Origin of the sequence: Roseateles sp. (assembly GCF_052436255.1) — a bacterium.
Taxonomy (GTDB): Bacteria; Pseudomonadota; Gammaproteobacteria; order Burkholderiales; family Burkholderiaceae_C; genus Pelomonas.
Map to the genome: position 1 here is coordinate 1 of NZ_JBQVNP010000075.1, position 24,790 is coordinate 24,790.

General features: G+C 67.5%; 23 protein-coding genes and 1 tRNA gene. 14 read left to right on the forward strand and 10 right to left on the reverse strand.

Annotated elements, in window-relative coordinates:
- Positions 1–193 precede the first annotated feature (193 nt).
- Positions 194–622 (reverse strand): DUF6970 domain-containing protein, encoded by a 429-nt coding sequence (locus ACT6S0_RS16690; RefSeq protein WP_444764913.1) that lies wholly within the window; start codon positions 620–622, stop codon positions 194–196.
- 21 nt (positions 623–643) lie between these two features.
- Positions 644–2,866, reverse strand: a complete 2,223-nt coding sequence (locus ACT6S0_RS16695) for a C1 family peptidase (protein ID WP_444764914.1) — start codon at positions 2,864–2,866, stop codon at positions 644–646.
- A 77-nt stretch (positions 2,867–2,943) separates the two neighbouring features.
- Here ACT6S0_RS16695 and ACT6S0_RS16700 point away from each other — a divergent pair, with 77 nt between their 5' ends.
- A complete protein-coding gene (locus ACT6S0_RS16700; RefSeq protein ID WP_444764915.1) occupies positions 2,944–3,918 on the forward strand; it encodes a 2-dehydropantoate 2-reductase in 975 nt (324 codons plus the stop codon).
- Here the strand turns inward: ACT6S0_RS16700 and ACT6S0_RS16705 are convergent.
- From ACT6S0_RS16705 to ACT6S0_RS16715, 3 genes are read right to left on the reverse strand one after another with little or no spacing between them, the layout of a single operon-like run.
- Positions 3,908–4,390 (reverse strand): GNAT family N-acetyltransferase, encoded by a 483-nt coding sequence (locus tag ACT6S0_RS16705; protein ID WP_444764916.1) that lies wholly within the window; start codon positions 4,388–4,390, stop codon positions 3,908–3,910. The genes ACT6S0_RS16700 and ACT6S0_RS16705 overlap by 11 nt on opposite strands.
- Entirely contained in the window at positions 4,387–4,959 is a 573-nt protein-coding gene (locus tag ACT6S0_RS16710) for an NnrU family protein (RefSeq protein WP_444764917.1), read from the reverse strand. The genes ACT6S0_RS16705 and ACT6S0_RS16710 overlap by 4 nt, the downstream gene beginning before the upstream one ends.
- 13 nt (positions 4,960–4,972) lie before the next feature.
- A complete protein-coding gene (locus ACT6S0_RS16715) occupies positions 4,973–5,437 on the reverse strand; it encodes an Lrp/AsnC family transcriptional regulator (protein WP_444764918.1) in 465 nt (154 codons plus the stop codon).
- A gap of 122 nt (positions 5,438–5,559) precedes the next feature.
- Between ACT6S0_RS16715 and ACT6S0_RS16720 the strand changes: the two genes are divergently transcribed.
- From ACT6S0_RS16720 to ACT6S0_RS16730, 3 genes are all read left to right on the forward strand, one after another.
- A complete protein-coding gene (locus ACT6S0_RS16720; RefSeq protein WP_444764919.1) occupies positions 5,560–6,654 on the forward strand; it encodes a saccharopine dehydrogenase NADP-binding domain-containing protein in 1,095 nt (364 codons plus the stop codon).
- A gap of 11 nt (positions 6,655–6,665) precedes the next feature.
- On the forward strand, positions 6,666–8,177 hold the full coding sequence (amaB, locus tag ACT6S0_RS16725; RefSeq protein ID WP_444764920.1) for an L-piperidine-6-carboxylate dehydrogenase: 1,512 nt from the start codon (positions 6,666–6,668) through the stop codon (positions 8,175–8,177).
- Positions 8,178–8,230: 53 nt separating this feature from the next.
- A tRNA-Leu gene (locus ACT6S0_RS16730) sits at positions 8,231–8,315 on the forward strand.
- Between the two features lie 97 nt (positions 8,316–8,412).
- Here the strand turns inward: ACT6S0_RS16730 and ACT6S0_RS16735 are convergent.
- Entirely contained in the window at positions 8,413–10,479 is a 2,067-nt protein-coding gene (locus tag ACT6S0_RS16735) for a putative bifunctional diguanylate cyclase/phosphodiesterase (RefSeq protein ID WP_444764921.1), read from the reverse strand.
- A gap of 126 nt (positions 10,480–10,605) precedes the next feature.
- Between ACT6S0_RS16735 and ACT6S0_RS16740 the strand changes: the two genes are divergently transcribed.
- The 8 genes from ACT6S0_RS16740 (at position 10,606) to ACT6S0_RS16775 (ending at position 19,371) form a co-directional block, all read left to right on the forward strand.
- Positions 10,606–10,959 (forward strand): HU family DNA-binding protein, encoded by a 354-nt coding sequence (locus ACT6S0_RS16740; RefSeq protein WP_444764922.1) that lies wholly within the window; start codon positions 10,606–10,608, stop codon positions 10,957–10,959.
- Positions 10,960–10,969: 10 nt separating this feature from the next.
- Entirely contained in the window at positions 10,970–12,004 is a 1,035-nt protein-coding gene (locus tag ACT6S0_RS16745) for a LacI family DNA-binding transcriptional regulator (protein WP_444764923.1), read from the forward strand.
- Positions 12,005–12,219: 215 nt separating this feature from the next.
- Positions 12,220–13,587: a GH1 family beta-glucosidase gene (locus tag ACT6S0_RS16750; protein ID WP_444764924.1), complete on the forward strand. Its 1,368-nt coding sequence runs from the start codon at positions 12,220–12,222 to the stop codon at positions 13,585–13,587.
- A gap of 255 nt (positions 13,588–13,842) precedes the next feature.
- Positions 13,843–15,147, forward strand: a complete 1,305-nt coding sequence (locus ACT6S0_RS16755; protein WP_444764925.1) for an HD-GYP domain-containing protein — start codon at positions 13,843–13,845, stop codon at positions 15,145–15,147.
- A complete protein-coding gene (locus tag ACT6S0_RS16760; protein WP_444764926.1) occupies positions 15,144–17,279 on the forward strand; it encodes a putative bifunctional diguanylate cyclase/phosphodiesterase in 2,136 nt (711 codons plus the stop codon). Before ACT6S0_RS16755 ends, ACT6S0_RS16760 begins: the two co-directional genes overlap by 4 nt.
- 29 nt (positions 17,280–17,308) lie before the next feature.
- Positions 17,309–17,632 carry a DUF1840 domain-containing protein gene (locus ACT6S0_RS16765; protein ID WP_444764927.1) on the forward strand — a complete coding sequence of 108 codons (324 nt, stop codon included), beginning with the start codon at positions 17,309–17,311 and terminating at the stop codon, positions 17,630–17,632.
- Positions 17,633–17,634: 2 nt separating this feature from the next.
- On the forward strand, positions 17,635–18,276 hold the full coding sequence (locus tag ACT6S0_RS16770) for a histidine phosphatase family protein (protein ID WP_444764935.1): 642 nt from the start codon (positions 17,635–17,637) through the stop codon (positions 18,274–18,276).
- Between the two features lie 153 nt (positions 18,277–18,429).
- Positions 18,430–19,371 carry a porin gene (locus tag ACT6S0_RS16775; RefSeq protein ID WP_444764928.1) on the forward strand — a complete coding sequence of 314 codons (942 nt, stop codon included), beginning with the start codon at positions 18,430–18,432 and terminating at the stop codon, positions 19,369–19,371.
- Positions 19,372–19,437: 66 nt separating this feature from the next.
- Here ACT6S0_RS16775 and ruvB read toward each other — a convergent pair whose 3' ends face one another.
- The 4 genes from ruvB to ACT6S0_RS16795 are packed head-to-tail and all read right to left on the reverse strand — an operon-like array spanning position 19,438 to position 23,162.
- The gene (ruvB, locus tag ACT6S0_RS16780) at positions 19,438–20,490 is read right to left on the reverse strand and encodes a Holliday junction branch migration DNA helicase RuvB (RefSeq protein WP_444764929.1); all 1,053 of its coding nucleotides are present in this window, start codon (positions 20,488–20,490) and stop codon (positions 19,438–19,440) included.
- On the reverse strand, positions 20,487–21,056 hold the full coding sequence (gene ruvA, locus ACT6S0_RS16785) for a Holliday junction branch migration protein RuvA (protein ID WP_444764930.1): 570 nt from the start codon (positions 21,054–21,056) through the stop codon (positions 20,487–20,489). The genes ruvB and ruvA overlap by 4 nt, the downstream gene beginning before the upstream one ends.
- Before the next feature lie 27 nt (positions 21,057–21,083).
- Positions 21,084–21,737 carry a response regulator gene (locus ACT6S0_RS16790; protein ID WP_444764931.1) on the reverse strand — a complete coding sequence of 218 codons (654 nt, stop codon included), beginning with the start codon at positions 21,735–21,737 and terminating at the stop codon, positions 21,084–21,086.
- A gap of 12 nt (positions 21,738–21,749) precedes the next feature.
- Positions 21,750–23,162 (reverse strand): ATP-binding protein, encoded by a 1,413-nt coding sequence (locus tag ACT6S0_RS16795; RefSeq protein ID WP_444764932.1) that lies wholly within the window; start codon positions 23,160–23,162, stop codon positions 21,750–21,752.
- A gap of 86 nt (positions 23,163–23,248) precedes the next feature.
- On the opposite strand from ACT6S0_RS16795, the gene ACT6S0_RS16800 reads away from it, so the two are divergent.
- The gene (locus ACT6S0_RS16800; RefSeq protein ID WP_444764933.1) at positions 23,249–24,214 is read left to right on the forward strand and encodes a PhoH family protein; all 966 of its coding nucleotides are present in this window, start codon (positions 23,249–23,251) and stop codon (positions 24,212–24,214) included.
- Positions 24,211–24,654, forward strand: coding sequence for an rRNA maturation RNase YbeY (gene ybeY, locus ACT6S0_RS16805; RefSeq protein ID WP_444764934.1), 444 nt, complete (start codon positions 24,211–24,213; stop codon positions 24,652–24,654). The genes ACT6S0_RS16800 and ybeY overlap by 4 nt, the downstream gene beginning before the upstream one ends.
- Positions 24,655–24,790 lie beyond the last annotated feature (136 nt).

A 24,790-nucleotide genomic window follows, 5' to 3' on the forward strand; every position in this document is an offset into this window, starting at 1 on the left:
TTCCAGTGGTGCGCTCTCCGGCGGCAGCAACCTCGCCACCGCCTTGTCCATGAATGCCTGTCCGTATCGAGCCAATTCCGTCCTTCATCGCCGCCCCCTGGATTGATCTATGGAGGCGACAACTATTCTGACGCGGGGGGGATCAGAACCATTCGAGGTATTTCATGGCCGCAGATTCTCGGCCTTTCGCGGCTCAGCGCGGCGGCGAGGGTTGTTCCGCGGCGCGGCCCGGCCAGCGCATCTTCGCCGAGCGCACCTCCCGGACCCAGGCCGGGCAGCGCCCGTCACCGGCGCCATGGATGCCGCCTGTGGCTGCGCAGATGAAGCGGCCCTCGGCGTCGTAGAGCGGGTTGAAGTGATCGCAGCAGGACGCGGTGAAGAGATAGACCGGCCGTCCGTTCGGGCCTTCGAAGGACAGCAGATCGGCGTGTCCACGGCTGCCGGTTTCAAAGGCGCGGATGCGTTCCTGGATGGCTGGGTCGGGCTTGGCGAACGACAGCGGGGTCAGTGCAACCGGCTCGTTGGCATGGATGACCATCGCGCCCAGCGCCAGCACCAAGAACAGCGCTGAAGCAATGCCGATGGACCACAGTGCGGGCGAGCCGGGTTTGGGGCGGTGCATGGGCTGCAGTATGGCGGCGCCTCAGTAGTCCAGCCATTCCATCGGCGCGACCAGGGCACTTCCACGCATGCGCTCCAAGGTGCCTGTGAGCACGTCGATGTTGTTGTCGAAGCTGCCATGGCTGGCGTCGATCTGGTCGCCCGCCTTGGTGGTGCGGACCTTGGGCGCGTCGACGAGATGGAGCAGTCCGCCGGCCGGCCAGAGCTTGAGCCAGGCGGCGATGTCGGGGTTGGGCACGCCGGCCCATTGGTCGTCCATCCAGGCCGGGTCTTCCGCGCACAGTGCGCGCTCCATGCCCAGCAGCGGCTGCTTGCGCACGTCCTCGAGCGCGCGCGACACGAGGTAGAGCAGGGACTTGCCGTAGATGTCGCGCTCCGAGTTGGGCAGGCCGTCGGCGCGTTCGTTGGCGTCGGTCAGCACATGCAGGCGCAGCCTGTCCAGCGACAGCACGCCGGCCCGGTGGGCGGCGCCGTAGTGCTGCACGGCAAAGCCGCTGGAGCAGGCGGCGGCATAGAGCTCGCAGCTGGTGGCCGGCACGACGCTGGCGCCGCCGGTGCCACCCAGCCGGCCGAGCAGATGGCCCAGCAGGATGGAGCCGGCCGAGTGGCCGACGAGGTGGATCTCCAGCGTCTTGCCGCTCTTGGCCAGCGCGTCGCGCAGCTCGCGCAGCATGCGGGCGGCCAGGTCCAGCACATGGTCGCTCGTGGCGCCGCCGGCGGCGTTCTCGCGCATCTCGCTCCACACGCCGCGTGCGAACTGGCGGCCCACCGCCTCGATGGCGCGGTCCTTGGCTTCGGCGGCCACCGAGCGCAGGCGGTCCAGCCAACCTTCGCTGCGGTCGGCCGAGTCGGTGATGCGGTGCTTCAGGTCCTCCAGCATGTACTTGATGGTCTCGCCCGGGCCGGTCTTCCAGGTGAAGAACAGCGGGTAGATGCCGTTGGCCAGGAAGTAGGGCGCCAGCACGCGGATGCGCTGCACGGCGCCGATCTCGGAGTTCAGCCCGCCGTGGGCGTAGAGGGCGAGCCTGACGGTCTTGCTCTTGCTCGACTTGAACCACGCCAGCGGGCGTTCGACGACCAGCTCGCGCGCCAGGCCCTGGCGGTCATGCCGTGCCCGGGTGAAGTCGGTCGACATCAGCTGGCCGTCGTTGCCCGAGACGAGGGTGTGCGTGTAGGCCTCGTCGGTGCGCAGCGGCTGGTAGGGCTTGTGGTCGAAGACATGGTTGAAGGGCCAGGGGTCGTCGCGCGGGTTGTCTTGTACCCGCAGCGTGCCACCGACATCGCCCAGCCCGCGCCCGGCCATGACGCGAAAGCCGCCGGCGGCACGAGCGGCCTTGGCGGCAGCCTTGCCGCGGCCGGCAGCTGGCCGCGTCTTCATGTCCGACAGGTCCTGCGGCACGCCCAGCGCCACGGCCCAGGCGTCGGTGCCGTTGGTCACCCAGTCTTCGTAGCTGAGGATGGCGAAGCCGCCGGCGCCCCAGCCGGTGCCCCAGCTATTCTGCACGACGAAGCCGCGTTCGTTGTAGCCCACCAGCGCAAAGGCATGGCCGCCGATCTTGCGGTCCATGTGCTCGACGCGTGGCAGTTGGTGATGGCCGCTCGGTGCGGCCGTGGCGCCCAGCGTCCAGCCGTCATGCACGTCGGCCGATACATAGATGGCGCCGATCTCGTAGATGGCGGCCTGCATGTCGACGACGCTCTTTTTGTCGACGCGGTAGTAGACGCCGACGGTGCGCGTCGTCGCATCCTCGTCCCAGCCGGGCGCGGGGCGCTCGAAGACGCCGCGGCCATGCCGATCGAGCGGATAGGGCCACAGCGTGGATGAGCACACCCCGTGCTTGTGCCAGCCCTTGAGCGCGCCGCGGCAGGACGAACCCTCGTAGTCCTGGCCAGGCCATTCGTCGTAGAGCCGAGCCAGCTCGTAGAGCATGCGCGGGCTGACCATCTCGGGCAGCGCGCGGGCGCGCGGCGTGTCGAGGTGGCGCAGCCAGTAGAGGTAGTTGGTGACGCAGGCCAGGCCGAAGCCGGTGCAGGCGCCCTCATTGCCCTGGTTGAGCACGCGGCCGGCCTTCACATAGGCGGGCAGCAGGCGCCTGAGGTCGGCATCCAGCGGCCAGCGCGCAGGCAGGGAGCGCAGCGGCGCGCGGTAGACCAGGTCGCGCAGGTCCAGGCGGTCGGGGCGGGCGTCGAGCTTGGGGACGGCCACCACATTGGCGGCGGTGGGCTTCTTGGTCTTGGTGGCCATGGTGTCTCCTCGAAGGGGCCGGCGGATCATGGCCGTCCGGGCCGGTGCGGGCAAGCATGCGTGCGAGACTCATCCGCATGTTCAAGATCTGCATCGTCGGTCTCGGGGCCATCGGCGGCTGGATGGCCGCCAAACTGCAACGCGTCGAGGGCCTGAGCGTTTGCGCGCTGGCTCGCGGCGGCACGCTGGCGACCGTGCGCGAGAACGGTTTGCGGCTGGACAGCGGCGAGGACAGCTGGCGAGTGCCGCTGCGCGTGAGCGCCGATCCAGCCGAGCTGGGTCAGCAGGACCTCGTCATCCTCGCCGTCAAAGGGCCGGCGATTGCCGGTGTTGCCGGGCAGGTTGCGCAGCTGTGCGGCCCCGAAACGCGCGTGCTGACCGCGCTGAACGGCCTGCCCTGGTGGTTCACCTCGGGCCTGGCCGTGCCGGGCCTGACGCTGAGATGTGTGGACCCCGACGGTCGCATCGCCGCGCTGATCCCGCCGGAGCGCGTCATCGGCTGCGTGGTGCATGCCAGCTGCGCGCTGCGCGGGCCGGGCTGGGTCCATCATGTGATGGGCAACGGCCTGTTGATCGGCGAGGCCAAGGGCGGCACCAGCCCTGCGGTCGATGCACTGGCCACGCTGCTCGTCGGTGCGGGCTTCGAGGCCAAGGCCGTGGAGAGCATTCAGCGCGACGCCTGGTACAAGCTGTGGGGCAATATGACGACCAACCCGGTCTCGGCGCTGACCCGCGCGACGACCGACCGCATCCTGGCCGATGAGCTGGTGCGCGAGTTCACGACGGCCATCATGCTGGAGGCCGCCGAGGTCGGTGAGCGCATGGGCTGCCCCATCGCGCAGACACCGCAGGACCGGCATGTCATCACCCGGTCGCTGGGGGCCTTCAAGACCTCGATGCTGCAGGACATCGAGGCGGGCCGCCCCATCGAGACGGACGCGCTGCTGGCGGCGCCTCGGGAACTGGCTCAGCAACTCGGGGTGAAGACGCCGATGCTGGATGCCTTGCTGGGGCTGACGCGCCTGATGGACGCTGGCCGGGCTAAATTTTGACCCGCGCCCAGCGCTCGTGGTCGCGCCAGCGGCCGGCGATCTTCAGATACTTCGGCGAATAGCCTTCCAGCTGGAAGCCGCAGCGCCTGGCCAGCGCGATGGAGGCTGCGTTGTCGGGCTGGATGTTGGCCTCGATCCGGTGCAAGCCCAGGTGGCGGAACGCATGCCGGACGACATCGTTCAGGGCCTGCGTCATCAGTCCGCGGCCCTCGAAGCCGGCGAAGGCGTAGTAGCCCAGATAGCCGCTGCACAAGGCCCCCATGACGACGTTGGTAAGGTTGATGGCGCCGGCCAGTTCACCGCTGACGTCGACGACGAAACCGTGGTGGGCGATACCGTCCAGGCGGGTGAGATAGCGCGCAAAGCCATCGTTAGCGCGCGGTGGCTGCACCCAGGGGTGGTGGAGCCGGCGGCTGGCACGCGCGGCCGCGGTGAAGGCCGCCTCATCGGCGGCTGTGACCGGCCGGATCACCTGCCCAGCGGCGCAATGCCAAACCAGGCCGCGTGAGCCCAGAAGGCGAAGAAGGCCCACAGCGCGATGCCGGCGACGACGGTGGCCGCCGTGCCGCCCGCGGTGGGCGCCGCCGGCGCGGGGCCGGGTCGGCGCCGCGCCGCGCAGAAGACCAGCACGGACCAGACCAGGAAGCTGCCGAACAGCATCACGTCGGCCAGCGTGTTGTTGGCGAGCAGGTGGGCGAAGGCCCAGACCTTCACCGACAGCGTCATCGGGTGCTTCAGCCGTGCCTTGATGTGGTTGCGCGGCACATAGGCGGCGGCCAGCAGGATCAGCGCGACCAGCACCAGCAGCGCCGCCAGGTGGTTCATGCCGCGGATGGGCGCCCACAGCGCGACGGGGTCGAGCCGTGCCTGCGCATAGCCCCAGACGATCAGCCCGAAGCCGAGCAGGGATAGCACGGTGTGGACGCCCTTCCAGCCTTTTTCGCCCAGGCGGGCGATCTGCGCATCGCGCCATCGTGGCGCGAGCGCGCGGGTCAAGTGGATGCCGAGAAAGAGGGCGAGGCCGAGGGCAAGCCAGATCATCGTGGTCTCCGGTTCAGGTTTGTCTGTCGACGCGCAAGGCGAGCACCACCGAACTGTTGGTGCGCAGCACGCCGTCGATGTCGCCGATCTCGTCGAGCAGCGCGTCGAGCCGGGCCGTAGTGTCGGCGCGCAGCAGCGCCATGTAGTCGAACTCACCGCTGACGGATGAGAGCTGGCGCAGCTCGGGCAGTTCGGACAGGCGCTTGACGACCTCGCGCCCGGCCTTTGGGCTGACGGTGATGCCGACGAAGGCCTGCACGCTGCGGCCGGCGTCATCGCCGCCAAGCCGCGCCGTGTAGCCGACGATGCGCCCGCTGGCCTCCAGTCGCGCCAGCCGCGCGACGACGGTCGTGCGGGCGACGCCGAGCTTGCGCGCCAGCGTGGCCGTGCTTTCGCGTGCATTGGCCTGCAAAAGCAGGATCAGCCGACGGTCCAGGTCGTCGGGCGCTGCTTGCGGGTTTACCCGTGTTTGATTCATAGCGGCGAATCATCGCGACGAAACGGCGAAACAGCAATCGCTTTCGTCGGAGTGGTGCTTTCTTTCGTCGGCAGCCCTGCCTAGAGTGCGCCCAGCGACAACCAACCTCGACGGAGCACCCCATGAAGATCGCCCTGCTCGGCGCCGGCCACATCGGCCAGACCATTGCCCGCCTGCTGCACGCCACCGGCGACTATCAGGTGACCGTGCTCGACAAGAACGCCGGCTATCTGAAGGTGCTTGCCGCTGAGGGCATCGCCACGACGGAGGTCGACAGCGACAACCGCGCCGCGCTGGCCGCGCAGCTGCGTGGCAAGGACGCGGTCGTCAACGCGCTGCCCTACCACCTGGCCATCACCGCCGCCGAGCTGGCGCTGGAGTGCGGCTGCCACTACTTCGACCTGACCGAGGACGTGGCCGCCACCAAGGCCATCAAGGACATGGCCCAGGGCGCCAAGACGGCCTTCATGCCGCAGTGCGGCCTGGCACCGGGCTTCATCGGCATCGTGGCCCACCACCTGGCCAGTGGCTTCGACTCGGTGCGCGATGTGCAGATGCGCGTCGGCGCGCTGCCTGCCTTCCCGACCAACGCGCTGAAGTACAACCTGACCTGGTCGGTCGACGGCCTCATCAACGAATACTGCCACCCCTGCGAAGCCATCCACGAGGGCGAGACCATCGCCGCGCTGCCGCTGGAGGGCCTGGAGCACTTCAGCCTGGACGGCACCGAGTACGAGGCCTTCAACACTTCCGGCGGCCTGGGCACGTTGTGCGAGACCTGGGCGGGCAAGGTGCGCAACCTGGACTACAAGACCGTGCGCTACCCCGGCCACCGCGACCTGATGCAGTTCCTGCTCGGCGACCTGGGCCTGAAGGGCGACCAGCAACTGCTCAAGGACATCATGCGCAAGAGCATGCCGGCGACGATGCAGGACGTGGTGCTGGTCTTCGTGACGGTGTCCGGCCAGAAGAATGGCGTGCTGCTTCAGGAAGTGTTCGCTCGCAAGATCTTTGCCCAGCGCGATGGCGCCCAGCCCTTGAGCGCCATCCAGATCACCACCGCCGCCGGCATCTGCGCGGCCGTGGACCTGTTCCGCGAAGGCAAGCTGCCGCAGAAGGGCTTTGTGCGCCAGGAGGAGGTCGCGCTGCCCGACTTCCTGGCCAATCGTTTCGGCTCGGCTTATCAACAGTCGCGTCAGGTTGAATCGATTTCCTGAGAATGCGGACCATGAAGCAACAAACCCATTCCGTTCTCGACGCCCTGGGCGTCCATCTGCCGGGCTCCGGCGACCTGACCGTGCGCTCGCCCATCGACGGCGGCGTGCTGACGCAACTGCCGACCGCCAGCGCGGCCGACATGAAGGCGGCCGTCGGCCGTGCGGCCGAGGCCTTCAAGGCCTGGCGCGTCGTGCCGGCGCCCAAGCGTGGCGAGCTGATTCGCCTGTTCGGCGAAGAACTGCGCGCCCACAAGACGCAGCTCGCTCAGCTGGTGTCCATCGAGGCCGGCAAGGTGACGAGCGAAGGCCTGGGCGAAGTCCAGGAAATGATCGACATCTGCGAGTTCGCCGTCGGCCTGAGCCGCCAGCTGCACGGCCTGACCATCGCCAGCGAGCGCCCCGGCCACCGCATGATGGAGCAGTGGCTGCCGCTGGGCGTCGTCGGCATCATCTCGGCCTTCAACTTCCCCGTCGCCGTGTGGGCCTGGAACTCGGCCCTGGCCCTGGTCGCCGGCGACACCTGCGTGTGGAAGCCGTCCGAGAAGACGCCGCTGACGGCGCTGGCCACGCAGGCGCTGTTCGAGCGTGCGGTGAAAGCCTACCGCGCCGCCGGCAACGCAGCGCCAGACGGCCTGTCCGAGCTGATCATCGGCCGCGCGGATGTGGGCGAAGCGATGGCCGACGACGCCCGCGTGGCGCTGGTCTCCGCGACCGGCTCGACCCGCATGGGCCGCGCCGTCGGCCCGCGCGTGGCGGCGCGCTTCGGCCGCTCGCTGCTTGAACTCGGCGGCAACAACGCCATCATCGTGACGCCCAGCGCCGACCTGGACCTGGCCGTGCGCGGCATCCTGTTCGGCGCCTATGGCACGGCCGGCCAGCGCTGCACGACAACGCGCCGCGTCATCGCGCACGAGAGCATCCACGACGCGCTCGTCGAGCGCCTGGACAGGGCACGTGCCCAGCTGCCCATCGGTTCGCCGGTCGAGCAGGGCACGTTGATCGGCCCGCTGATTGACGCCCAGGCCTTCGACGCGATGCAGTTCGCGCTGAGCGCTGCACGCGAGCAGGGGGGCCAGGTCAGCGGTGGCGAGCGCGCGCTGGTCGACCGCTTCCCCGACGCCTACTACGCGGTGCCGGCCCTGGTGCGCATGCCGGCGCAGACGGAGGTCGTCTGCCACGAGACCTTCGCGCCCATCCTCTACACGCTGAAGTACAAGACGCTGGAAGAAGCCGTCGAGTTGCAGAACGGCGTGCCGCAAGGCCTGTCGTCGGCCATCTTCACGACCGACCTGCGCGAGGCCGAGCGTTTCATGAGTGCCTCGGGCAGCGACTGCGGCATTGCCAACGTCAATATCGGCACCTCCGGCGCGGAGATCGGCGGCGCGTTCGGTGGCGAGAAGGAAACCGGCGGCGGCCGTGAGAGCGGTTCGGACGCGTGGAAGGCTTACATGCGCCGCACGACCAACACTGTTAACTATTCAAGTGAGCTGCCTTTGGCGCAGGGCGTCAAGTTCGACATCTGAGCTGGCTGCTGCGGAGGGGGTGAGAACTGGGCTATAGTCCGGCCTCCCTGAAAGCCCAGGTGGCGGAATTGGTAGACGCACTAGTTTCAGGTACTAGCGGGTAACTCCGTGGAGGTTCGAGTCCTCTCCTGGGCACCAAACAAGAAAGGCCAGCACGCAAGTGCTGGCCTTTTGCGTTGGGGAGTCCATGGGGGCTTCAAGGGCGTGTCGTCGTGGACAAGCCAGTGGCTGCGCTTCAGCGGATGGTGGCGGAAAGCGAGCCCGCAGGCGTCGCACCAAACCATCGCTCCTCGAACTCCCCAGCCGACACCCCCTTCCCAAACCACCACCCCTGCCCCCAGTCGCAGCCCATCTCGCGCAGCGCCAGCATCTGCGCCTCGGTCTCGATGCCTTCGGCGACAACCTCCATCCCCAGCTCATGCGCCATCGTCACGATGGCCCGGCACAGCGCCAGTGCCTTGCCACCGCCTTCCAGCCCGGCGACGAAGCTGCGGTCGATCTTCACGGTATCGATGTCGTGATGCTGCAGATAGCTGAGTGACGAATAGCCCGTCCCGAAGTCGTCCAGCGAGACCGCCAACCCGGCTTCGCGCAGCGCGCGCAGCCGCTCGGTCACCGTCTCGTCGCGCTCCAGCAGCAGGCCTTCGGTGATCTCGACGGCCAGCGCATCGCCCGGCAACCCCAGACCGCGCAGATGCATGATCCAGTCGGGCTGCGTGCGGTGGCTGCGTTCGCTCAGGAACTGCACGGGCGACTTGTTGATGCTGACCTGAAAGCCGCGCTGGCCAGCGGCGCGCCAAGCTTGCACCTGGGCCGCGGCCTCACGGAAGACCCAGTCACCGATTTCGACGATGAGGCCGCTGGTCTCGGCCAGCGGAATGAATTGCGAAGGGTCTACCGAGCCGAGCGTCGGGTGCGTCCAGCGCAGCAGGGCCTCGGCCTTGCGAGGCGGCGCGTCGGTGTCGCGCAGCGAAAGGATGGGTTGGTAGACCAGGCTGAATTGCCCCGCCGGCAAGGCCTCGCGCAACTCGCCGGCCAGGCGCGCGCGTCGTTGCGCGGCCTCCTGCAGGGCTGGCGTGAACAGGCTCATGCGGTTGCGGCCCGCGCCCTTGGCCTCGTAGAGCGCCTGGTCGGCATGCTTGAACAAGGCTTCGATCTCGACGCTGTCCCGCGGCGCCAGGCTGACGCCGATGCTGGCGGATACGTAGACCCGCTCGCCGCCGACGTCGAAGGCGGTGGAGAGCGTCTCCAGCAGTTCGTGCCCAATGCCCTCCGCGGCGGCCGCCGCGTCAGGAGCGGCCAGCAGCACGGTGAATTCGTCGCCGCCCATTCGCGCCACCACGCCGCCCGAGGGCATGCAGTCCTGCAGCCGCCCGGCCACCTGCACCAGCAGCGCGTCGCCGACGTCGTGGCCGAGCGAGTCGTTGACTTCCTTGAAATGATCCAGGTCGACGAACATGACGGCGAGTTCCTCACCGCGCATCGCCCGCAGCGCCAGCGCGCGTTCGATGCGCTCGCGCAGCGACCTCCGGTTGGGCAGGCCGGTCAGCGTGTCGACGCGCGCCTGCTGCCAGACCACGGCCTCCTGGCGCTTGCGGTCGGTGATGTCGGTGTGCGTGCCGACCATGCGCAATGGCCTGCCGTGTGCGTCACGCGAGATCACCATGCCGCGGCTGAGGATCCATTTCCACGTGCCGTCACGGGCCAGCACGCGGTGCTCGTTGCGATACACCGGTGTGCGACCGGCAAAGTGGTCTTCGCGGTCCCGCTCCATCTGGGCAAGATCGTCGGGATGCGTGCGCGCGTCAAACGCCTCGGGTGTCGCATCGACATCGCCCGGCTCGAAGCCGTACAGCCGCAGATAGCGGTCGGAGAAGTATTCGATACCGGCCTGCACATGCCAGTCCCAGACGCCGTCGCCGCTGGACTCGAGGGCGAGCTTCCATACCGCGTCGGTCTCGCGCAGGCGGGTCTCGGCTTCGCGACGCGCACCGATGTCGGTGTGCGTGCCCAGCCAGAGCGGCGAGTCCGGCAGGCGCTGCGCTTGGGCCAACACCCAGCCGGCGCCGAGGCGGTACTCCATCTCGAAGCGGCCAGCGGCCTGGGCGGCGGCCCATCGCTGCGCAAAGGCGGCGCGGTCGTCCTCATGCAGGCATCCGACCAGGGCCGTCGGCAGCGCGGGTCGGTTCAGCGCCTCGGCCAAGCGCGCGTTCATCCACAGCAGGCGGCCCTGGGCGTCGGCCTTCCACACCTGTTGCGGCAGGGCGTCGAGCAGCGAGGCAAAGTGGACAGGCGCGGGCATTCGTCGATGGATGCGGGACTCTACCGAGACTGTATGCCCGCTCTCACGCGACGCGCAGGCCGCGCCATAAGCCACAATCCCGCCCGCCCGAGCCGTTCGGGCGCGTTTTTGGACGAGAACTCCCGCATGAACAAGACCGATCTGATCGAACACCTGGCCGCCAAGCATGAGCTGAGCAAGGCCGAAGCCGGCCGCATCCTCGAGACCCTGCTGGACGCCGTCGTCACCACCGTCAAAAAGGGTGGTGCCGTGTCGATCCCGGGCTTCGGCTCTTTCAAGCAGCACGCACGTGCCGCCCGCAACGGCGTCAACCCCAGCACCGGCGCGAAGATCAAGATCGCTGCCGCCAAGTTGCCCAAGTTCACTGCTGGCGCTGGCTTCAAGGCTGCTGTGGACCCCAAGGCTGCTGCCAAGAAGGCCGCTGCAAAGCCTGCCGCGAAGCCCGCAACCAAGCCGGCCGCCAAGGCCAAGAAGAAGTAGTTCTTCAACCGTGAGTGCACGCGGCGGCAGCCCCACCATCGTCGACGTCGCCCGCGAAGCGGGTGTGTCGATCAAGACCGTCTCGCGTGTGCTCAACCATGAGCCCGGCGTGCATGAAAGCACCCGGGAGCAGGTGCTCAAGGTGGTGGAGGCGCTGCGCTATCGGCCCAAGCAGTCGGCGCGCAGCCTTGCAGGAGGGCGGTCGTTCCTGATCGGGCTGCTCTATTACGACCCCAGCGCCGCCTTCGTCGGCAGCGTGCAGCAAGGCGCCACGGTGCGCTGCCGCGAGCTGGGCTATCACCTTGTCGTCGAATCGCTGCACAACGATGCCCCCGATCTGCGCCAGCAGATCGACCGCATGGTGATGGCGCTGCGGCCGGACGGCATGATCCTGACGCCGCCGTTGTGCGATAACCCCGAGGTGTTGAGCGCGCTGCGCGAGAGCGGCACGCCCTGCGTATTGATGTCGCCCGAGCGCGATCTGCGCGGTGTGCCCTCGGTGCGCATGGACGATGTGCATGCGGCCGAAGAGATCACCAATCTGCTTCTGAGCCTCGGCCACCAGCGCATTGCCTTCATCAAGGGGCCGGCCGACCAGTCGGCCAGCGGCATGCGCTACCAAGGTTTCGTCAATGCGCTGCGTGCGCATGGTCTGGAGCCCGACCCGGAGTTGTTGCAGCAGGGCGCTTTCACGTTCGAGAGCGGCCGAGACGCGGCGCACCAGTTGCTGAGCCGGCGTCAGCGCCCCACGGCGGTGTTCGCCAGCAACGACGACATGGCGCTCGGCGTGCTGGCCGCGGCCCAGCGCCTGGGCCTGTCGGTGCCAGGCGAGCTGTCGGTGGCCGGTTTTGACGATTCGCCCACGGCCGCCCTCGTCTGGCCGCCGCTGACGACGGTGCGCCAGCCGGTCGCGGAGATGGCGCGCGCGGCGGTCGAGATGCTGGTGTCGGTGCAGCGGCCCGACATGGCGGCGCTCGTCGAGGATGAGCTGCACAAGGTGCTGCCGCACGAGCTGGTGGTGCGCGACTCGACTCGCGCCCGCTGATCCGAACTTCAAAGCTTGCGCGACGGCGCCGCGAGGTATCGCTAACAACGCATATTGACAACGCTGTCAACGCTGCGGCAAGATGCCCGGATCGAGTCGGCAACAGCCGCGCACCCCTGCCTGTCCTCAAGCGTCCAGGCCTCGATCCCGACCCCGGTTTGGACCTCCGGGCTTTGTTCAGCATCTCTCTCGCGACCGCCCGGCCGCCAAGTTTCATGAAGCTCCTCGATACCGCCCACGTCGATCCCGGCACTCTTGCGCAGGCTTTTCCTCCCAACTTCCTATGGGGCGTCGCCACCAGCGCCGCGCAGATCGAGGGCGCCGCCTTCGAAGACGGCAAGGGCGCCTCCATCTGGGATCACTTCTGCCGCCAGCCGGGCCGCATCAAGGACGCCTCCAACATCGACGTCGCCTGTGATCACTACCACCGCTACCGCGAAGACGTCGCGCTGATGAAGAGCCTGGGCCTGGATTGCTATCGCTTCAGCTTTGCCTGGCCACGTGTCCAGCCGCTGGGACACGGCGCCTGGAACGAGGCCGGCTTCGCGTTCTACGACCGCCTGATAGACAGCCTGCTCGAAGCAGGTCTGCAGCCGCACGGCACGCTGTATCACTGGGATCTGCCGCAGGCGCTGGATGAAGGCATCGGCGGCTGGCTGTCGCGCGAGGTGGTCGGCCGCTTTGCCGACTACGGCGCCGAGATCGCGCGCCGCTTTGGCGACCGCCTGGCCAGCATCGCCACCCACAACGAGCCCTGGTGTACGGCCACGTTGGGTTACGAAACGGCCCAGTTCGCCCCAGGCCACACCAGCCGCGCCGAGAGCCTGCAGGTGGCCCACCACCTGATGCTGTCCCATGGCGATGCGATCACCGCGATGCGCGCAGTGACGAAAACCAAGCTCGGCATCGTTCTCAACCATACGCCGTCCTTCCCCGCGACGCCGACCGAAGCCGACCGCCGCGCTGCCCGCATCGACGATGGCCTGAACGTGCGCTGGTACATGGACCCGATCTTCCGCGGCGCCTACCCGGCCGATGCGCTGGATCACGTCGGTGCCGACGCGCCGCACATCGAGCCCGGTGACCTCGATCGCATCCGCCAGCCGCTCGATTTCCTCGGCATCAACTTCTACACCCGCAGCCTCTTCGGTGCCGATGGCAAGACCGTCCAGGGTCCGGGCGAACGCGGCTTCACGGATATGGGCTGGGAAATCGTGCCCGAGGTTTTTGCCCAGCATCTGGTGCGCCTGGCCCGGGAGTACAACCCGCCGCCGATGTACATCACCGAGAACGGGATGGCGAACGCCGATCGCATCGTCGACCGCCCCGAGCCCCATGTGCCGGACGAGGAGCGCATCGCCTATCTCGCGGCCCACCTGCAGGCATTGGCGACCGCCATGAGCCTCGGCGCCGACGTGCGCGGCTATTTCTATTGGAGCCTGCTCGACAACTTCGAATGGAACTCGGGCTACGACAAGCGCTTCGGCCTCGTCCACGTCGACTACGAGAGCCAGCAGCGCCTGCTGAAGGACAGTGCGCACTGGTATCGCGACTTCATCGCTCACCATCACGCGCGGCGCTGACGCCGCCCGGCTCGCTGGCTATGCCGGGAGCGGCGGGGTATGCATTCCTCCGCGTTTGCCCCGAGAAAGCTACGGAATTTCGGTCACGTTCAGGCGCTAAGCTCCGACTTGCGCCCGCACAAGGGATTTTTCCCGAGTTGCGTCGGACGCAGTCGGCCGATTTGACGTATAGCAGGAGGCGGGCTCAGGGACTTCGGCAAGGTTGCCGTAGCTTGGGTCATGTCGAGGGGGGCCCGCCTGACGGGCTCTGAGTGAATGCAGGATAGAACAAGCGATCCTCTGATTGATGTCAACCAGTTGACTGTCGGGATGTTCATTCATCTGGACCTCGGCTGGATGTCGCATCCCTTTCCGTTGTCGAGCTTCAAGATCGCGTCCAGCGATCAGCTCCTCATCCTGCGCCGCCTTGGCCTGACCCAGGTGCGCTGGAGCCCTGCCAAGAGCGACCTCACCCTGCAGTCTCCGGGCGATAGTGGCACCGGCGCCCCTGCGGTCGAAGCCTCGACGGAAGGGGGCATGGCATCGTCAACCGAGCCCACCCCGGAAGAAATAGCCCGCGAAGCGCATCGCCGTGCCTTGGCGGCCCAGCGCGAGGCCATGCGGCTGTGCGAGGCACAGTACGGCGAGGCCGCCGACGGGTTCCGTGGCGTCATGGACCTGGTGCAGGCCGACCCCCACCAGGCCCGCACGCAGGCCGAGAGCCTGACCGCAGCGCTGCTCGACAAGATGCTGGTCGAGGGTGATCTGAATATGCGGCTGCTGAACGAGGCCGCTGGCGACCGCAGTACGGCCCACGCGCTCAACGTCTGCATCATTGCGCTATTGCTCGGCCGCGCCTTTGGTCTGGGGCGCGACGAGATGATGGATCTCGGTGTCGGCTCGCTGTTGCACGACATCGGCAAGCTCGAAGTCGCCGCTCGCCTGCGTCACCGCGACGAAAGCTTCACGGCGGCCGAGACGCAGGCCTATCAGCAGCATGTCATCAAGGGCGTCGCCATCGCCCAGGCCATGGGCCTGCCACCTGGGCCTCTGCTCATCGTGGCCCAGCATCACGAGCATGCCGATGGCAGCGGCTTCCCGCAGCGCATCAACATGGACCGCATGAGCACGGGCGCGCGCATCGTCGCCCTGGTCAACCGCTTCGACGGGCTTTGCAATCCGCTGATCACGTCCAAGGCGATGACACCGCATGAGGCGCTGTCGCTGATGTTCGCGCAGGGGCGCAACCGCTTCGACGCGACCATGCTGAACGCCTTCATCCGCATGATGGGCGTCTACCCGCCGGGCTCGACGGTGCAACTGACCGATGACCGTTACGCCCTCGTCGTGTCTGTCAACTCGGCACGGCCACTCAAGCCCCGCGTCATGGTCCACGACGTCAAGGTCGCCAAGGAAGAGGCGCTGATCCTCAACCTTGAAGAGATGCCGGATCTCGGCATCCGCCGCAGCCTGAAGCCGCAGTTCCTGCCGCGGAACGCGCTCGACTACCTCAGCCCGCGGGCCCGCATCGCCTACTTCTTCGATGCGGCGAGCACCGGGCCAGGGGAGCTGGCCGCGTGAACGCCAGCCGCGAGGCTCACCCGGCCTTGCCGCACGTTGCTGAACTGCCGTCCGTGATCGGCGCGTTGCTGGAAGGCTTGCCCGAGCCCGCCTGGTTGGTGGATGGCGAGAGCCTGACTGTCAGCGTCGTCAACCGCGCAGCGCTGCGCCTGCTCGGCCTCAAGCCCGAGCGCGCCGTTGGCCAACCGCCGGCCGCCTTGTGCGGCTCACTGGAGGACGAGGCCTTCTGGCAGGGCGCCGCGCGCGACCCTTTTGCGCGTATCCGCTCCGACACCGTGCTGACGCACAGCGACGGCCAGCCGCGCTGGGTCAGCCGTGCCATCAGCCCCATCCACACGCCGGACGGCGGACGCTACTGGCTGGTGCTGCTGCACGACCAGACCCGCCGTCGCCGTGCCGAGGCCGAGCGCGAGACGCTGCTGGCCGAGTTGCGGGCCACGCTCGAATCCACTGCCGACGGCATCCTCGTCGTCGATCTGGCCGGCCGCGTGCGCAGCTTCAACCGGCGTTTTGCCAAGCTCTGGGGCCTGCCCGGCGGCCTGCTGCACGAGCCCGGTGACGCCGGCCTGTGGCTGAGCCTGCAGCGTGTCATGCGCGACGGCGAGCAATACCGGCTGCGCATCGAGGCGCTGCTGGATGCGCCGCTGATGCGCTCCAGCGACGTGCTGCGTCTGGCCGACGGGCGGGTGCTGGAGCAGGTGTCACTGCCTCAGATGAGCCGCGGCGAACCCATCGGGCGAGTCTTTTCATTTCGCGACCTCAGCGAAAAGCTCGCCGCCCACCAGCGCATCGAGGAGCTTGGCCGCTCCGACGTGCTGACCGGTGCGCCCAACCGCCGCGCGCTGGCCGACCGGATCGTCCAGCAGATGGCGGCCGTCGCGACCGGTGAACCGGCGCCGGCCTTCGCGCTACTGCACCTGGACTTGGACCGCTTCAAGCAGATCAACGACACCCTGGGCCACAGTTACGGTGACCGCGTGCTGCGCGACATCGTCGAGCGCCTGCGCGGCGCCGTCGGCGCCAATGACACGCTGGCCCGCCTCGGCGGCGACGAGTTCGCGCTGCTCATCGACGGTGCGCAGATGTTCGAGGCCGAAGCCGCTGCCCGCCGCGTGCAGCAGTTGCTGGCCCAGCCCTTCAGCTTCGACACGCTCAGCTTCACGGTCACGGCCAGCTGCGGCATTGCGCTCTTTCCGGGCGATGGCAGCTCTCCCGACGAGCTGATGGCCAGCGCCGAGCGCGCGATGCACTGGGTCAAGGAAAGCGGCCGCGCGGGCTTCCGCTTCCACGTGCCGCGCAAGGAGGTCGACCTGCTGTCGCGCATGCGCCTGGACCATGACATGCGCCAGGCCCTCACCGAAGGACGCTTCCGCCTGCACTACCAGCCCCAGGTCGAGCTGGGCAGCGACCGCGTCATCGGCGCCGAGGCGCTGATCCGCTGGCGCGACCCGCAGCGGGGCGACATCTCGCCGGCCGAGTTCATCCCGCTGGCCGAGGAAAGCGGCTTTGTGATCGCCATCGGCGAATGGGTGCTGCGCGAAGCGGTGTCGCAGGCCGCTCACTGGCTCAGCCGCGGCCTGCGCATGCCAGTGGCCGTCAACGTGTCGGCGCTGCAGTTCCAGCAGGCGCATTTCGTCGAGACCGTCGCCGAGGCGCTGCGCGAGGCCATGCTGCCGGCCAGCATGCTGGAGCTCGAGTTGACCGAGGGCGTGCTGATTGGCGATGCCGAGGAGGGGCTGCGACGCATGCGCGCGCTCGCTGCGCTCGGCGTCACGCTGTCCATCGACGACTTCGGCACCGGCTATTCCTCGCTCGCCTACCTGAAGCGCTTTCCCATCCAGCGCCTCAAGATCGACCGCAGCTTCGTGCAAGGCCTGCCAGGGGATCCCAGCGACGTCGGCATCACCAATGCCATCGTGCAGATGGGCCGCGCGCTGGGCCTGCAGGTCATCGCGGAGGGAGTCGAGACCGAGGCGCAGCGCGACTTCCTTGCCCAGGCGGGTTGCCATGAGTTCCAGGGCTACCTGTTCGCCAAACCGCTGCGGCCCGATGAGTTCGAGCAGCGTGTGCGCCCGCGGCGCTATGTGGTCGACACGCCGGTGTCGGGCTGGCTGGGGCTGGCCAACGGCTGAGCCTGGACGGCCGCGCGCACAATGCGGCCATGCTTTACTGCTTCAAATCCAAGGCGGGCGCCGACGTCATCATGATGGCCGACTCGGCCGATGCCGTGTTGCGCCTGATGGGGCGCGAGCCCGCGCCCAAAGGCATCCTCGAAACTGCGGACCTGCCAGGGCTTGTGCAAGCCCTGGAGGCCGGCGTCGCCGAAGACGAAGCGCAGTTCCAGCGGGCGGTCGACGCCGCGAAGGCCGCCGGTGAGCACCCGCCGCGCCGCCAAGGTGTTTCGCTGCGCCAGCGGGCCTGGCCGCTGCGCGATCTGATGCAGCGCAGCCACCGCGAAGGCGCCGACGTCGTCTGGGGCGTCTAGTGCTGGAGCAGGTCACCCGAGTCATCGTCATCCGTCACGGCGAGACTGCCTGGAATCGCGCCACGCGCATCCAGGGCCATACCGACATCCCGCTCAGCGCCCTTGGCGTTGCACAGGCAGAGCGGCTGGCCGAGGCCCTCGCTGACGAGCCGCTGGCCGCCATCTATTCCAGCGATCTCAGCCGCGCGCGCCAGACCGCCGAGGCACTGGCTCGCGCGCAGGGCGTGTCGATCACGCTCGATAGCGGCCTGCGCGAACGCGCTTTTGGCCGCTTCGAAGGCCTGAGCTGGCAGGAGATTGATCAGGGTTATCCGGAGGATGCCGCTCGCTGGCGCCGCCGCGAGCCCGACTTCCCCGTCGGCGGCGGCGAGAGCCTGAATGTCTTCAGCGCCCGCTGCCTCGAGGCCGCCCGGCGTGCCAGCGCCGCCCACCCCGGCCAGAGCATCGCCCTCGTGGCACATGGTGGTGTGCTGGACTGCCTCTACCGCGCTGCGACCCGGGTCCCGCTGGATGCACCGCGCAGCTGGCAGCTAGGCAACGCCACCATCAACCGCCTGCTCGCGACGCCCGACGGTTTCACCCTGGTGGGCTGGAATGACGGCCATCACCTGGCCGGCTTGAGCGTCGACGACATCGCGGCTTGATGGCTGCACGGCCTTTTCAAGTCCCCTAAGCCCACTGTTGCATCCACGCGTCGCTCCGTTCGGATCCGGTAAAACCCGCTCCTATACTCGCCGCCACTTGTCCTTCTAGGCAGGGTTCCAGCCCTCGCCCAACCTCTCTGTAAAGGCAAAACGATGAAGAAGATTGCACTTGTCGCCGCTGTGGCCGCTCTCACTGCCGCCCCGGCTTTCGCACAAAGCTCGGTCACCCTGTGGGGCCGCATCAACACCAGCGTTGAAAGCCAGAAGCAAGGCACGCAAGACCGCAAGGTCGTGGTGCAGAACAACTCGTCGCGCCTTGGCTTCAAGGGCACGGAAGAGCTGGGTGGCGGCCTGAAGGCTTCGTTCTCGCTCGAGCATGGCCTGAACAGCGACACCGGCGCCGCCAGCGGTGGCACCACGTTCTGGAACCGCGCTTCGTGGGTCCAACTCGAAGGCGCCTTCGGTGGCGTGCGTCTGGGCAAGTGGTTCCCGGGCTCCTACTTCGCGACGGCCGACTACGTGAGCATGCACAACCATGACACGGGCACGTCTGCTGACAATCTGTACGGCACCCGCTTCACGACCAACAACAAGGTCTCCTACTTCACCCCCAGCTCGCCGACCGGCTTTTCTGCCGAACTGGGTGTAGCTGCTGGCGAAGGCGCCGGTCCGCGCGCCTTCGACGTGGCCGTCAATTACGACATGGGCCCCCTGCATGCTGGTTTCGGCTACGAGAAGGTTGGCAACTACAAGCAGATGGCTGTTCGCGGTCTCTACGAGCTTGGTGCTTTCACCTTCGGCGGCTACTACCAGCGCGAACAAGTCACCGGTTTCAGGACCCGCAACAACGGTCGTCTGGCTGCCATGTACGCTCTGGGTCAGTCTGAGTTCCACCTGAACGTCGGCGGCACCAAGGCGGGTGGCGATGGCGCCTTCCGCTTCGGCGGCGCCAAGCAGTTCACCGCTGGCTACAACTACAACCTGAGCAAGCGCACCAAGGTCTACGGCTTCTACACCAAGACCGATTACAACGGCACCGGCTCTGCCGCCCGCGACTTCAACTCGCTGGCTGTTGGCGTCCGCCACAACTTCTGATCTTCCCGATCAGAAACAGAAAAGCGCCCTGCGGGGCGCTTTTTTCATGGGCGCTCAGCGTCCTGGCTACGACTGCGAGAACAGATCAGGCTTGCTCGGTGGCGCCAGGCCGAGGTGGCGCCAGGCCGCCAGCGTCGCGACGCGGCCGCGCGGGGTGCGCTGCAGGAAGCCCTGCTGGATCAGATAGGGTTCGATGACGTCCTCGATAGTGCCTGCTTCCTCGCCGATGGCTGCAGCCACGTTCTCCAGCCCGACCGGCCCGCCGTCGAAGCGGTGCACGATGGCTTCCAGCAGCTTGCGGTCCATCAGGTCGAAGCCCTGCGGGTCGACGTCCAGCATGACCAGCGCCTTGTCGGCGATGCCGGCGACGATGCGGCCATCGGCCTTCACCTCGGCATAGTCGCGCACCCGGCGCAGCAGCCGATTGGCGATGCGCGGTGTGCCGCGCGAGCGGCGGGCGATCTCCAGCGCGCCGTCGGCGTCAATGGGCGCACCGAGCAGTCCGGCAGACCGCGTCACGATGCGCTGCAATTCGGCCGGCGTGTAGAACTCCAGCCGCGCGACGATGCCGAAGCGGTCGCGCAGCGGATTGGTCAGCATGCCGGCCCGCGTCGTCGCGCCGACCAGCGTGAAGGGCTGCAGGTCCAGCTTGATTGAGCGCGCGGCCGGGCCCTCGCCGATCATGATGTCGATCTGGTAGTCCTCCAGCGCCGGATAGAGGATTTCCTCGACCACGGGGCTGAGGCGATGGATTTCGTCGATGAAAAGAACGTCGTTCTTTTCGAGGTTCGTCAGGATCGCGGCAAGGTCCTTGGGTTTTTCCAGCACGGGGCCGGAGGTCTGCCGCAGATTGACGCCGAGTTCGGCCGCGATGATGTGGGACAGCGTCGTCTTGCCCAGCCCCGGCGGGCCGAACAGCAGCACATGGTCCAGCGCCTCGCGACGTTTCTTGGCTGCGCCGATAAAGATTTCAAGCTGCTCGCGGGCCTTGGTCTGGCCGACGTAGTCGTCCAGCAGCTTGGGCCGCAGCGCGCGTTCCATCGCTTCCTCGCGGCTCGACTCGGGCGCCGCGTTGACAAGCCGAGGCGTGGGGGCAAAGTCGTCGGTCTGGATGCTCATGAGAGCTTCTTCAGCGCCAGCTTGATGCCTTCGCTGACGCCGACGTCGAGCGGCAATGCCTTGAGCGCGGCGGCAGCGTCCTTATCGCTATAGCCCAGCGCGACCAAGGCCTGCAGGATATCCGCCTGTGCATCATTGGCGACCGTGGCGGGCAGCGCCAGATCGGCGCCCAGCTTGCCCTTGAGTTCCAGCAACAGGCGTTCGGCGGTCTTCTTGCCGATGCCTGGCACCTTGGTCAGCCGCCCGGCTTCCTGGCGGGTCACGGCCTGGGCGAGCTCGGCGACCGAGAGGCCCGACAGCAACCCGAGCGCCATCCTCGGGCCGACGCCACTGATCTTGATCAACTGGCGGAAGGTTGCTCTTTCCTCATGTGAGAGAAAGCCGAACAGCTGATGTGCGTCTTCGCGCACGGTCAGGTGGGTCAGCAGCACGGCGCGTTCGCCGAGGGCGCCCAGGTTGAAGAACGTGCTCATCGGCACATCCACCTCATAGCCCACGCCCGCCACGTCGATGACGACCTGCGGCGGCGATTTCTCGGCGATGACGCCGCTGAGTCTTCCAATCATGGCCCGATTATCCGGGCCCGCTCAGGGTCAATTGCGACCGAACAAACCCAGGCGCTGCGCTTCCAGCGCCGCCTCTGCGCGCGAACTCACGTTGAGCTTGCGGTAGATCTGCTTCACGTAGTCGGCAATCGTGTGGCGCGACAGGCCAAGCTGCACGCCGATCTCCGGCAGCGTGTAGCCCTTGGCCACCCGCAGCAGCACCTCGGTTTCACGGTCCGTCAGGGACACCTCGTGCAGCAGTGGCGAGGCGGGCTTTTTGACTTGGGCCGCGAAGTAGGCGATGACCTTGCGCGCGATCGATGGCGACAGCGGCGGCTCGCCCCCACTCATGCGTTGCAACTGCTCCACGAGCAACTCGCGGGACTGTTCTTTGAGCAGATAGCCAAACGCGCCTGCCTGCAATGCCGGGAACAGATGCTCGTCGTCGTCGTGGATGGTGACGATGACCGACTGCACCTCGGGCTGCTTTTCCCGCAATGCGGCGATGACTTCGACGCCCGAGCCGTCGGGCAAGCCGAGGTCCAGCAGTGCCAGGGTGAAGCGCTGGCCGTTGACCAGGGCCAGCGCGTCCTGGACGCGCGAGCACTCGGTGATCTGTGCGTTGGCGAACACCTGCTTGACCAGCGCCTTGAGCCAGGCGCGAATCTCCGGGATGTCTTCGAGCAACAGGATGTGGTTCATGGGGGCCTCAAGCTACAGCGGAATCGTCAGACGGATGACAGTACCCCAGCCCGGGCCGGATTCAACCAGGCATTGGCCATGCATTTGCTTGGCGCGTGATTTCATGCTCGCCATGCCGTGGCCTCTGTCCAACCTGCCGTCCAGTTCGGTTGGTATGCCCTGGCCGTTGTCCTGGATCGTCAAGATGAAGTCACCCTCCTGCACGGCGCTGGAAATGGTCGCGTGCGTCGCGCCGCTGTGCTTGATGATGTTGGACACCGACTCACGCAGGATGCGCGTCGTCTGCACGTAAGAGCGTGCCTGGAAGGTGTGCTCGATGTCCTCGGCGGGAGATTTCCACTCCGCCAGGATGTTGGCTTGGCCGAGGCGCGACACGACTTCCGCACGCCAGTCGCCCAATGCATCGATCAGGTGGACCGGTTTGCCGGTCAGGCCGCGCACCGACAAACGCATTTCCTCCAACGCCTCGCGCGCCAGCGTCGAGATGCGGTCGGACTCGCTGGTGTGCACGATGGTCAGCAGCTTGGCGCCGAGGTCGTCGTGCAGGTCGGCAGCAATGCGTTTGCGCTCGCGCTCGGTAACCTGCTCGAGCTTCTGCTCGGCCAGTTGGGCATGGCTGCGCTCAACCTCGGCGATGCGCTCGGACATGCGGTGCTCGATGGCCGCAATGCGCTTCTCGGCGTCAAGGCGGGCATGGGCGACGCCGTTCACCAGCTGCAGCCCCAGGGCCAGCATGAGCACCGGCAGCGCCAGGCTCAACCAGGGCGAGACCGACAGCCACAGCGGCTCATTCAGCGCGGCCAATGCCATTTCGGCAAGAAGGGCCAGCATGGTCGGCAGCAGCAGTACGGCCATCAGCCGGAACTCACGAGCCTGCACTTCGTCGGCGGCTGCCTCCAGACGCAAGCGACGCAGCCACAGCGCCCAGCCCATCGCAGCGACGAGCTCCAGGCTCAACACCACCTGCCAGAGCGTCGCCAGAATGCTGACCTGGCCGCCTGTCAGCAGCAGGCTGGCCGGGACGACGAGGCACTGGATCAGCAGCGCATGGTCGATCCAGCTGCGCTTCCAATTCATCTGGCGCAGCAAGTACTGCACGCCGCACAGCACCAGCAGCGTCATCAGCAGCGGCCGCAGCCCGGTGGCGCCCGATGCGCCGGCCGCGCGCAAGACGACCCAGCTGAGCATCATGCCCAGAAGGAAGTTGGCGGGCTTCTCGCGGTGATGCAGGCCAGCGACCAAGCCGACGATGGTTGCCATCAGCGCCAGCATGGCGGCCACCCAGCCGCGCAATACCGCGGCCCAATCGGGGCCGGCCAGCGTTTGGGCGTGGGCAGCGGCCGGCCAAAGCAGTGCCGCTGAAATGAGCAGAACAAGAGGAAGGCGTCGGGCCATCGCGGCTTGCGGCGCAGTCGGGGGAGTCATGGGGCGGCATTGTGCGGGAGGGGCAGGGCCGCGTGCGGCCGGGAATGCACCAGCGACAATCCCACTCTCACTCTCTTGAGCCCATCGTGATCCTGCGCTTCACCCTCGATCCGGCCGACAACACGCGCCTGGCCCGCGTCTGCGGCAGCCTCGATGTCCACTTGCGCGAGATCGAGGCCAGTCTCGGCGTGAAGCTCACCCGACGGGATGCCGAATTCCGCGTGGACGGCCCCAAGGCCGCTGCCGAACGCGCCAAGGCTTTGCTGGAAAGCCTCTACGAACGTGCGCGCCGCCCGTTACCGGCCGAGACCTTGCAGCTTGCGCTCATCGAAGCCAAGGCACCGGAGCCAGGCGAGGCCAAGCCCGGCGACGAAGATCCGTTGGTGCTGCGCACGCGCCGCACCGATCTGTCGGCGCGCACGCCGCGCCAGCATCAATACCTGCAGCAGATCCTGTCGCATGACATCACCCTTGGGCTGGGTCCGGCCGGCACCGGCAAGACCTTTCTGGCCGTGGCCTGCGCGGTCGATGCGCTCGAGCGCTCGACGGTGCAGCGCATCATCCTGACCCGCCCGGCCGTGGAGGCCGGCGAGCGTCTCGGTTTTCTGCCGGGCGACCTCACGCAGAAGGTCGACCCCTATCTGCGACCGCTCTACGACGCCCTCTACGACCTGCTCGGCTTCGACCGCGTGACCAAGGCCTTCGAGAAAGGCCAGCTCGAGGTCGCGCCGCTGGCCTTCATGCGTGGCCGCACACTCAATCACGCCTTCGTCATCCTCGACGAGGCGCAGAACACGACGCCCGAGCAGATGAAGATGTTCCTGACGCGCCTGGGCTTCGGCAGCCGCTGCGTCGTCACCGGCGACACCAGCCAAATCGACCTGCCGCGCGGCGTGCAGTCCGGCCTCATCGATGCCGAGCATGTGCTGGCCAAGGTCAAGGGCATCGCAATGACGCGCTTCACCAGCGCCGACGTCGTGCGTCATCCGCTGGTGGCCCGCATCGTCGAGGCCTATGAAGCGCGGGCCAGGCGCGAGGCGCGCGAAGCGTGAAGCCGACGCTCAGCCTGTCGCTGCAGTTCGCCGACCCGCGCCACCGCGCGCTGCTGCCGCGCCACAAGGTGCGGCGCTTCATCCGCTCGGCGCTGGAGCTGCCCGGCGAGATCACGGTGCGCATCGTCGACGCCGAAGAAGGCCGGGCGCTGAACCGTGAGTACCGCGGCAAGGACTACGCGACCAATGTGCTGACCTTCGACTACGCGCATGAACCGGTGGTCGGTGCCGACCTCGTCATCTGCGCCGAGGTCGTCGAGCGCGAAGCGGCCGAGATGGGCATCGCGCTGCTTGCCCATTACGCCCACATGCTGGTGCATGGCACCTTGCACGCGCAAGGCTATGACCACGAGGTCGAGGACGAGGCCGCCGCGATGGAAGCGCGCGAAAGCGAAATCCTCGCTGCCCTCGGCGTCGCAGATCCCTACCGGCGCAACTAGCTGTCGTTTCCCAAGAGGTTGTTCACCCGAGGCCGTGGAAGATGAGGGTTCTCACACCAACCCATCGCCACACGGGGAACCCTCGGATGAACAGCCATAAGAATGCCTCATTGACGCCGCGAGGTCGCGCACATTT

What these genes read in the sequence shown, in the direction of transcription:
- ACT6S0_RS16690 (WP_444764913.1), bottom strand. Translation starts at nt 622, where the DNA reads ATGCACCGCCCCAAACCCGGCTCGCCCGCACTGTGGTCCATCGGCATT.
- ACT6S0_RS16695 (WP_444764914.1), bottom strand. Translation starts at nt 2,866, where the DNA reads ATGGCCACCAAGACCAAGAAGCCCACCGCCGCCAATGTGGTGGCCGTC.
- ACT6S0_RS16700 (WP_444764915.1), top strand. Translation starts at nt 2,944, where the DNA reads ATGTTCAAGATCTGCATCGTCGGTCTCGGGGCCATCGGCGGCTGGATG.
- ACT6S0_RS16710 (WP_444764917.1), bottom strand. Translation starts at nt 4,959, where the DNA reads ATGATCTGGCTTGCCCTCGGCCTCGCCCTCTTTCTCGGCATCCACTTG.
- ACT6S0_RS16715 (WP_444764918.1), bottom strand. Translation starts at nt 5,437, where the DNA reads ATGAATCAAACACGGGTAAACCCGCAAGCAGCGCCCGACGACCTGGAC.
- ACT6S0_RS16720 (WP_444764919.1), top strand. Translation starts at nt 5,560, where the DNA reads ATGAAGATCGCCCTGCTCGGCGCCGGCCACATCGGCCAGACCATTGCC.
- amaB (WP_444764920.1), top strand. Translation starts at nt 6,666, where the DNA reads ATGAAGCAACAAACCCATTCCGTTCTCGACGCCCTGGGCGTCCATCTG.
- ACT6S0_RS16735 (WP_444764921.1), bottom strand. Translation starts at nt 10,479, where the DNA reads ATGCCCGCGCCTGTCCACTTTGCCTCGCTGCTCGACGCCCTGCCGCAA.
- ACT6S0_RS16740 (WP_444764922.1), top strand. Translation starts at nt 10,606, where the DNA reads ATGAACAAGACCGATCTGATCGAACACCTGGCCGCCAAGCATGAGCTG.
- ACT6S0_RS16750 (WP_444764924.1), top strand. Translation starts at nt 12,220, where the DNA reads ATGAAGCTCCTCGATACCGCCCACGTCGATCCCGGCACTCTTGCGCAG.
- ACT6S0_RS16755 (WP_444764925.1), top strand. Translation starts at nt 13,843, where the DNA reads ATGCAGGATAGAACAAGCGATCCTCTGATTGATGTCAACCAGTTGACT.
- ACT6S0_RS16765 (WP_444764927.1), top strand. Translation starts at nt 17,309, where the DNA reads ATGCTTTACTGCTTCAAATCCAAGGCGGGCGCCGACGTCATCATGATG.
- ACT6S0_RS16775 (WP_444764928.1), top strand. Translation starts at nt 18,430, where the DNA reads ATGAAGAAGATTGCACTTGTCGCCGCTGTGGCCGCTCTCACTGCCGCC.
- ruvB (WP_444764929.1), bottom strand. Translation starts at nt 20,490, where the DNA reads ATGAGCATCCAGACCGACGACTTTGCCCCCACGCCTCGGCTTGTCAAC.
- ruvA (WP_444764930.1), bottom strand. Translation starts at nt 21,056, where the DNA reads ATGATTGGAAGACTCAGCGGCGTCATCGCCGAGAAATCGCCGCCGCAG.
- ACT6S0_RS16790 (WP_444764931.1), bottom strand. Translation starts at nt 21,737, where the DNA reads ATGAACCACATCCTGTTGCTCGAAGACATCCCGGAGATTCGCGCCTGG.
- ACT6S0_RS16795 (WP_444764932.1), bottom strand. Translation starts at nt 23,162, where the DNA reads ATGACTCCCCCGACTGCGCCGCAAGCCGCGATGGCCCGACGCCTTCCT.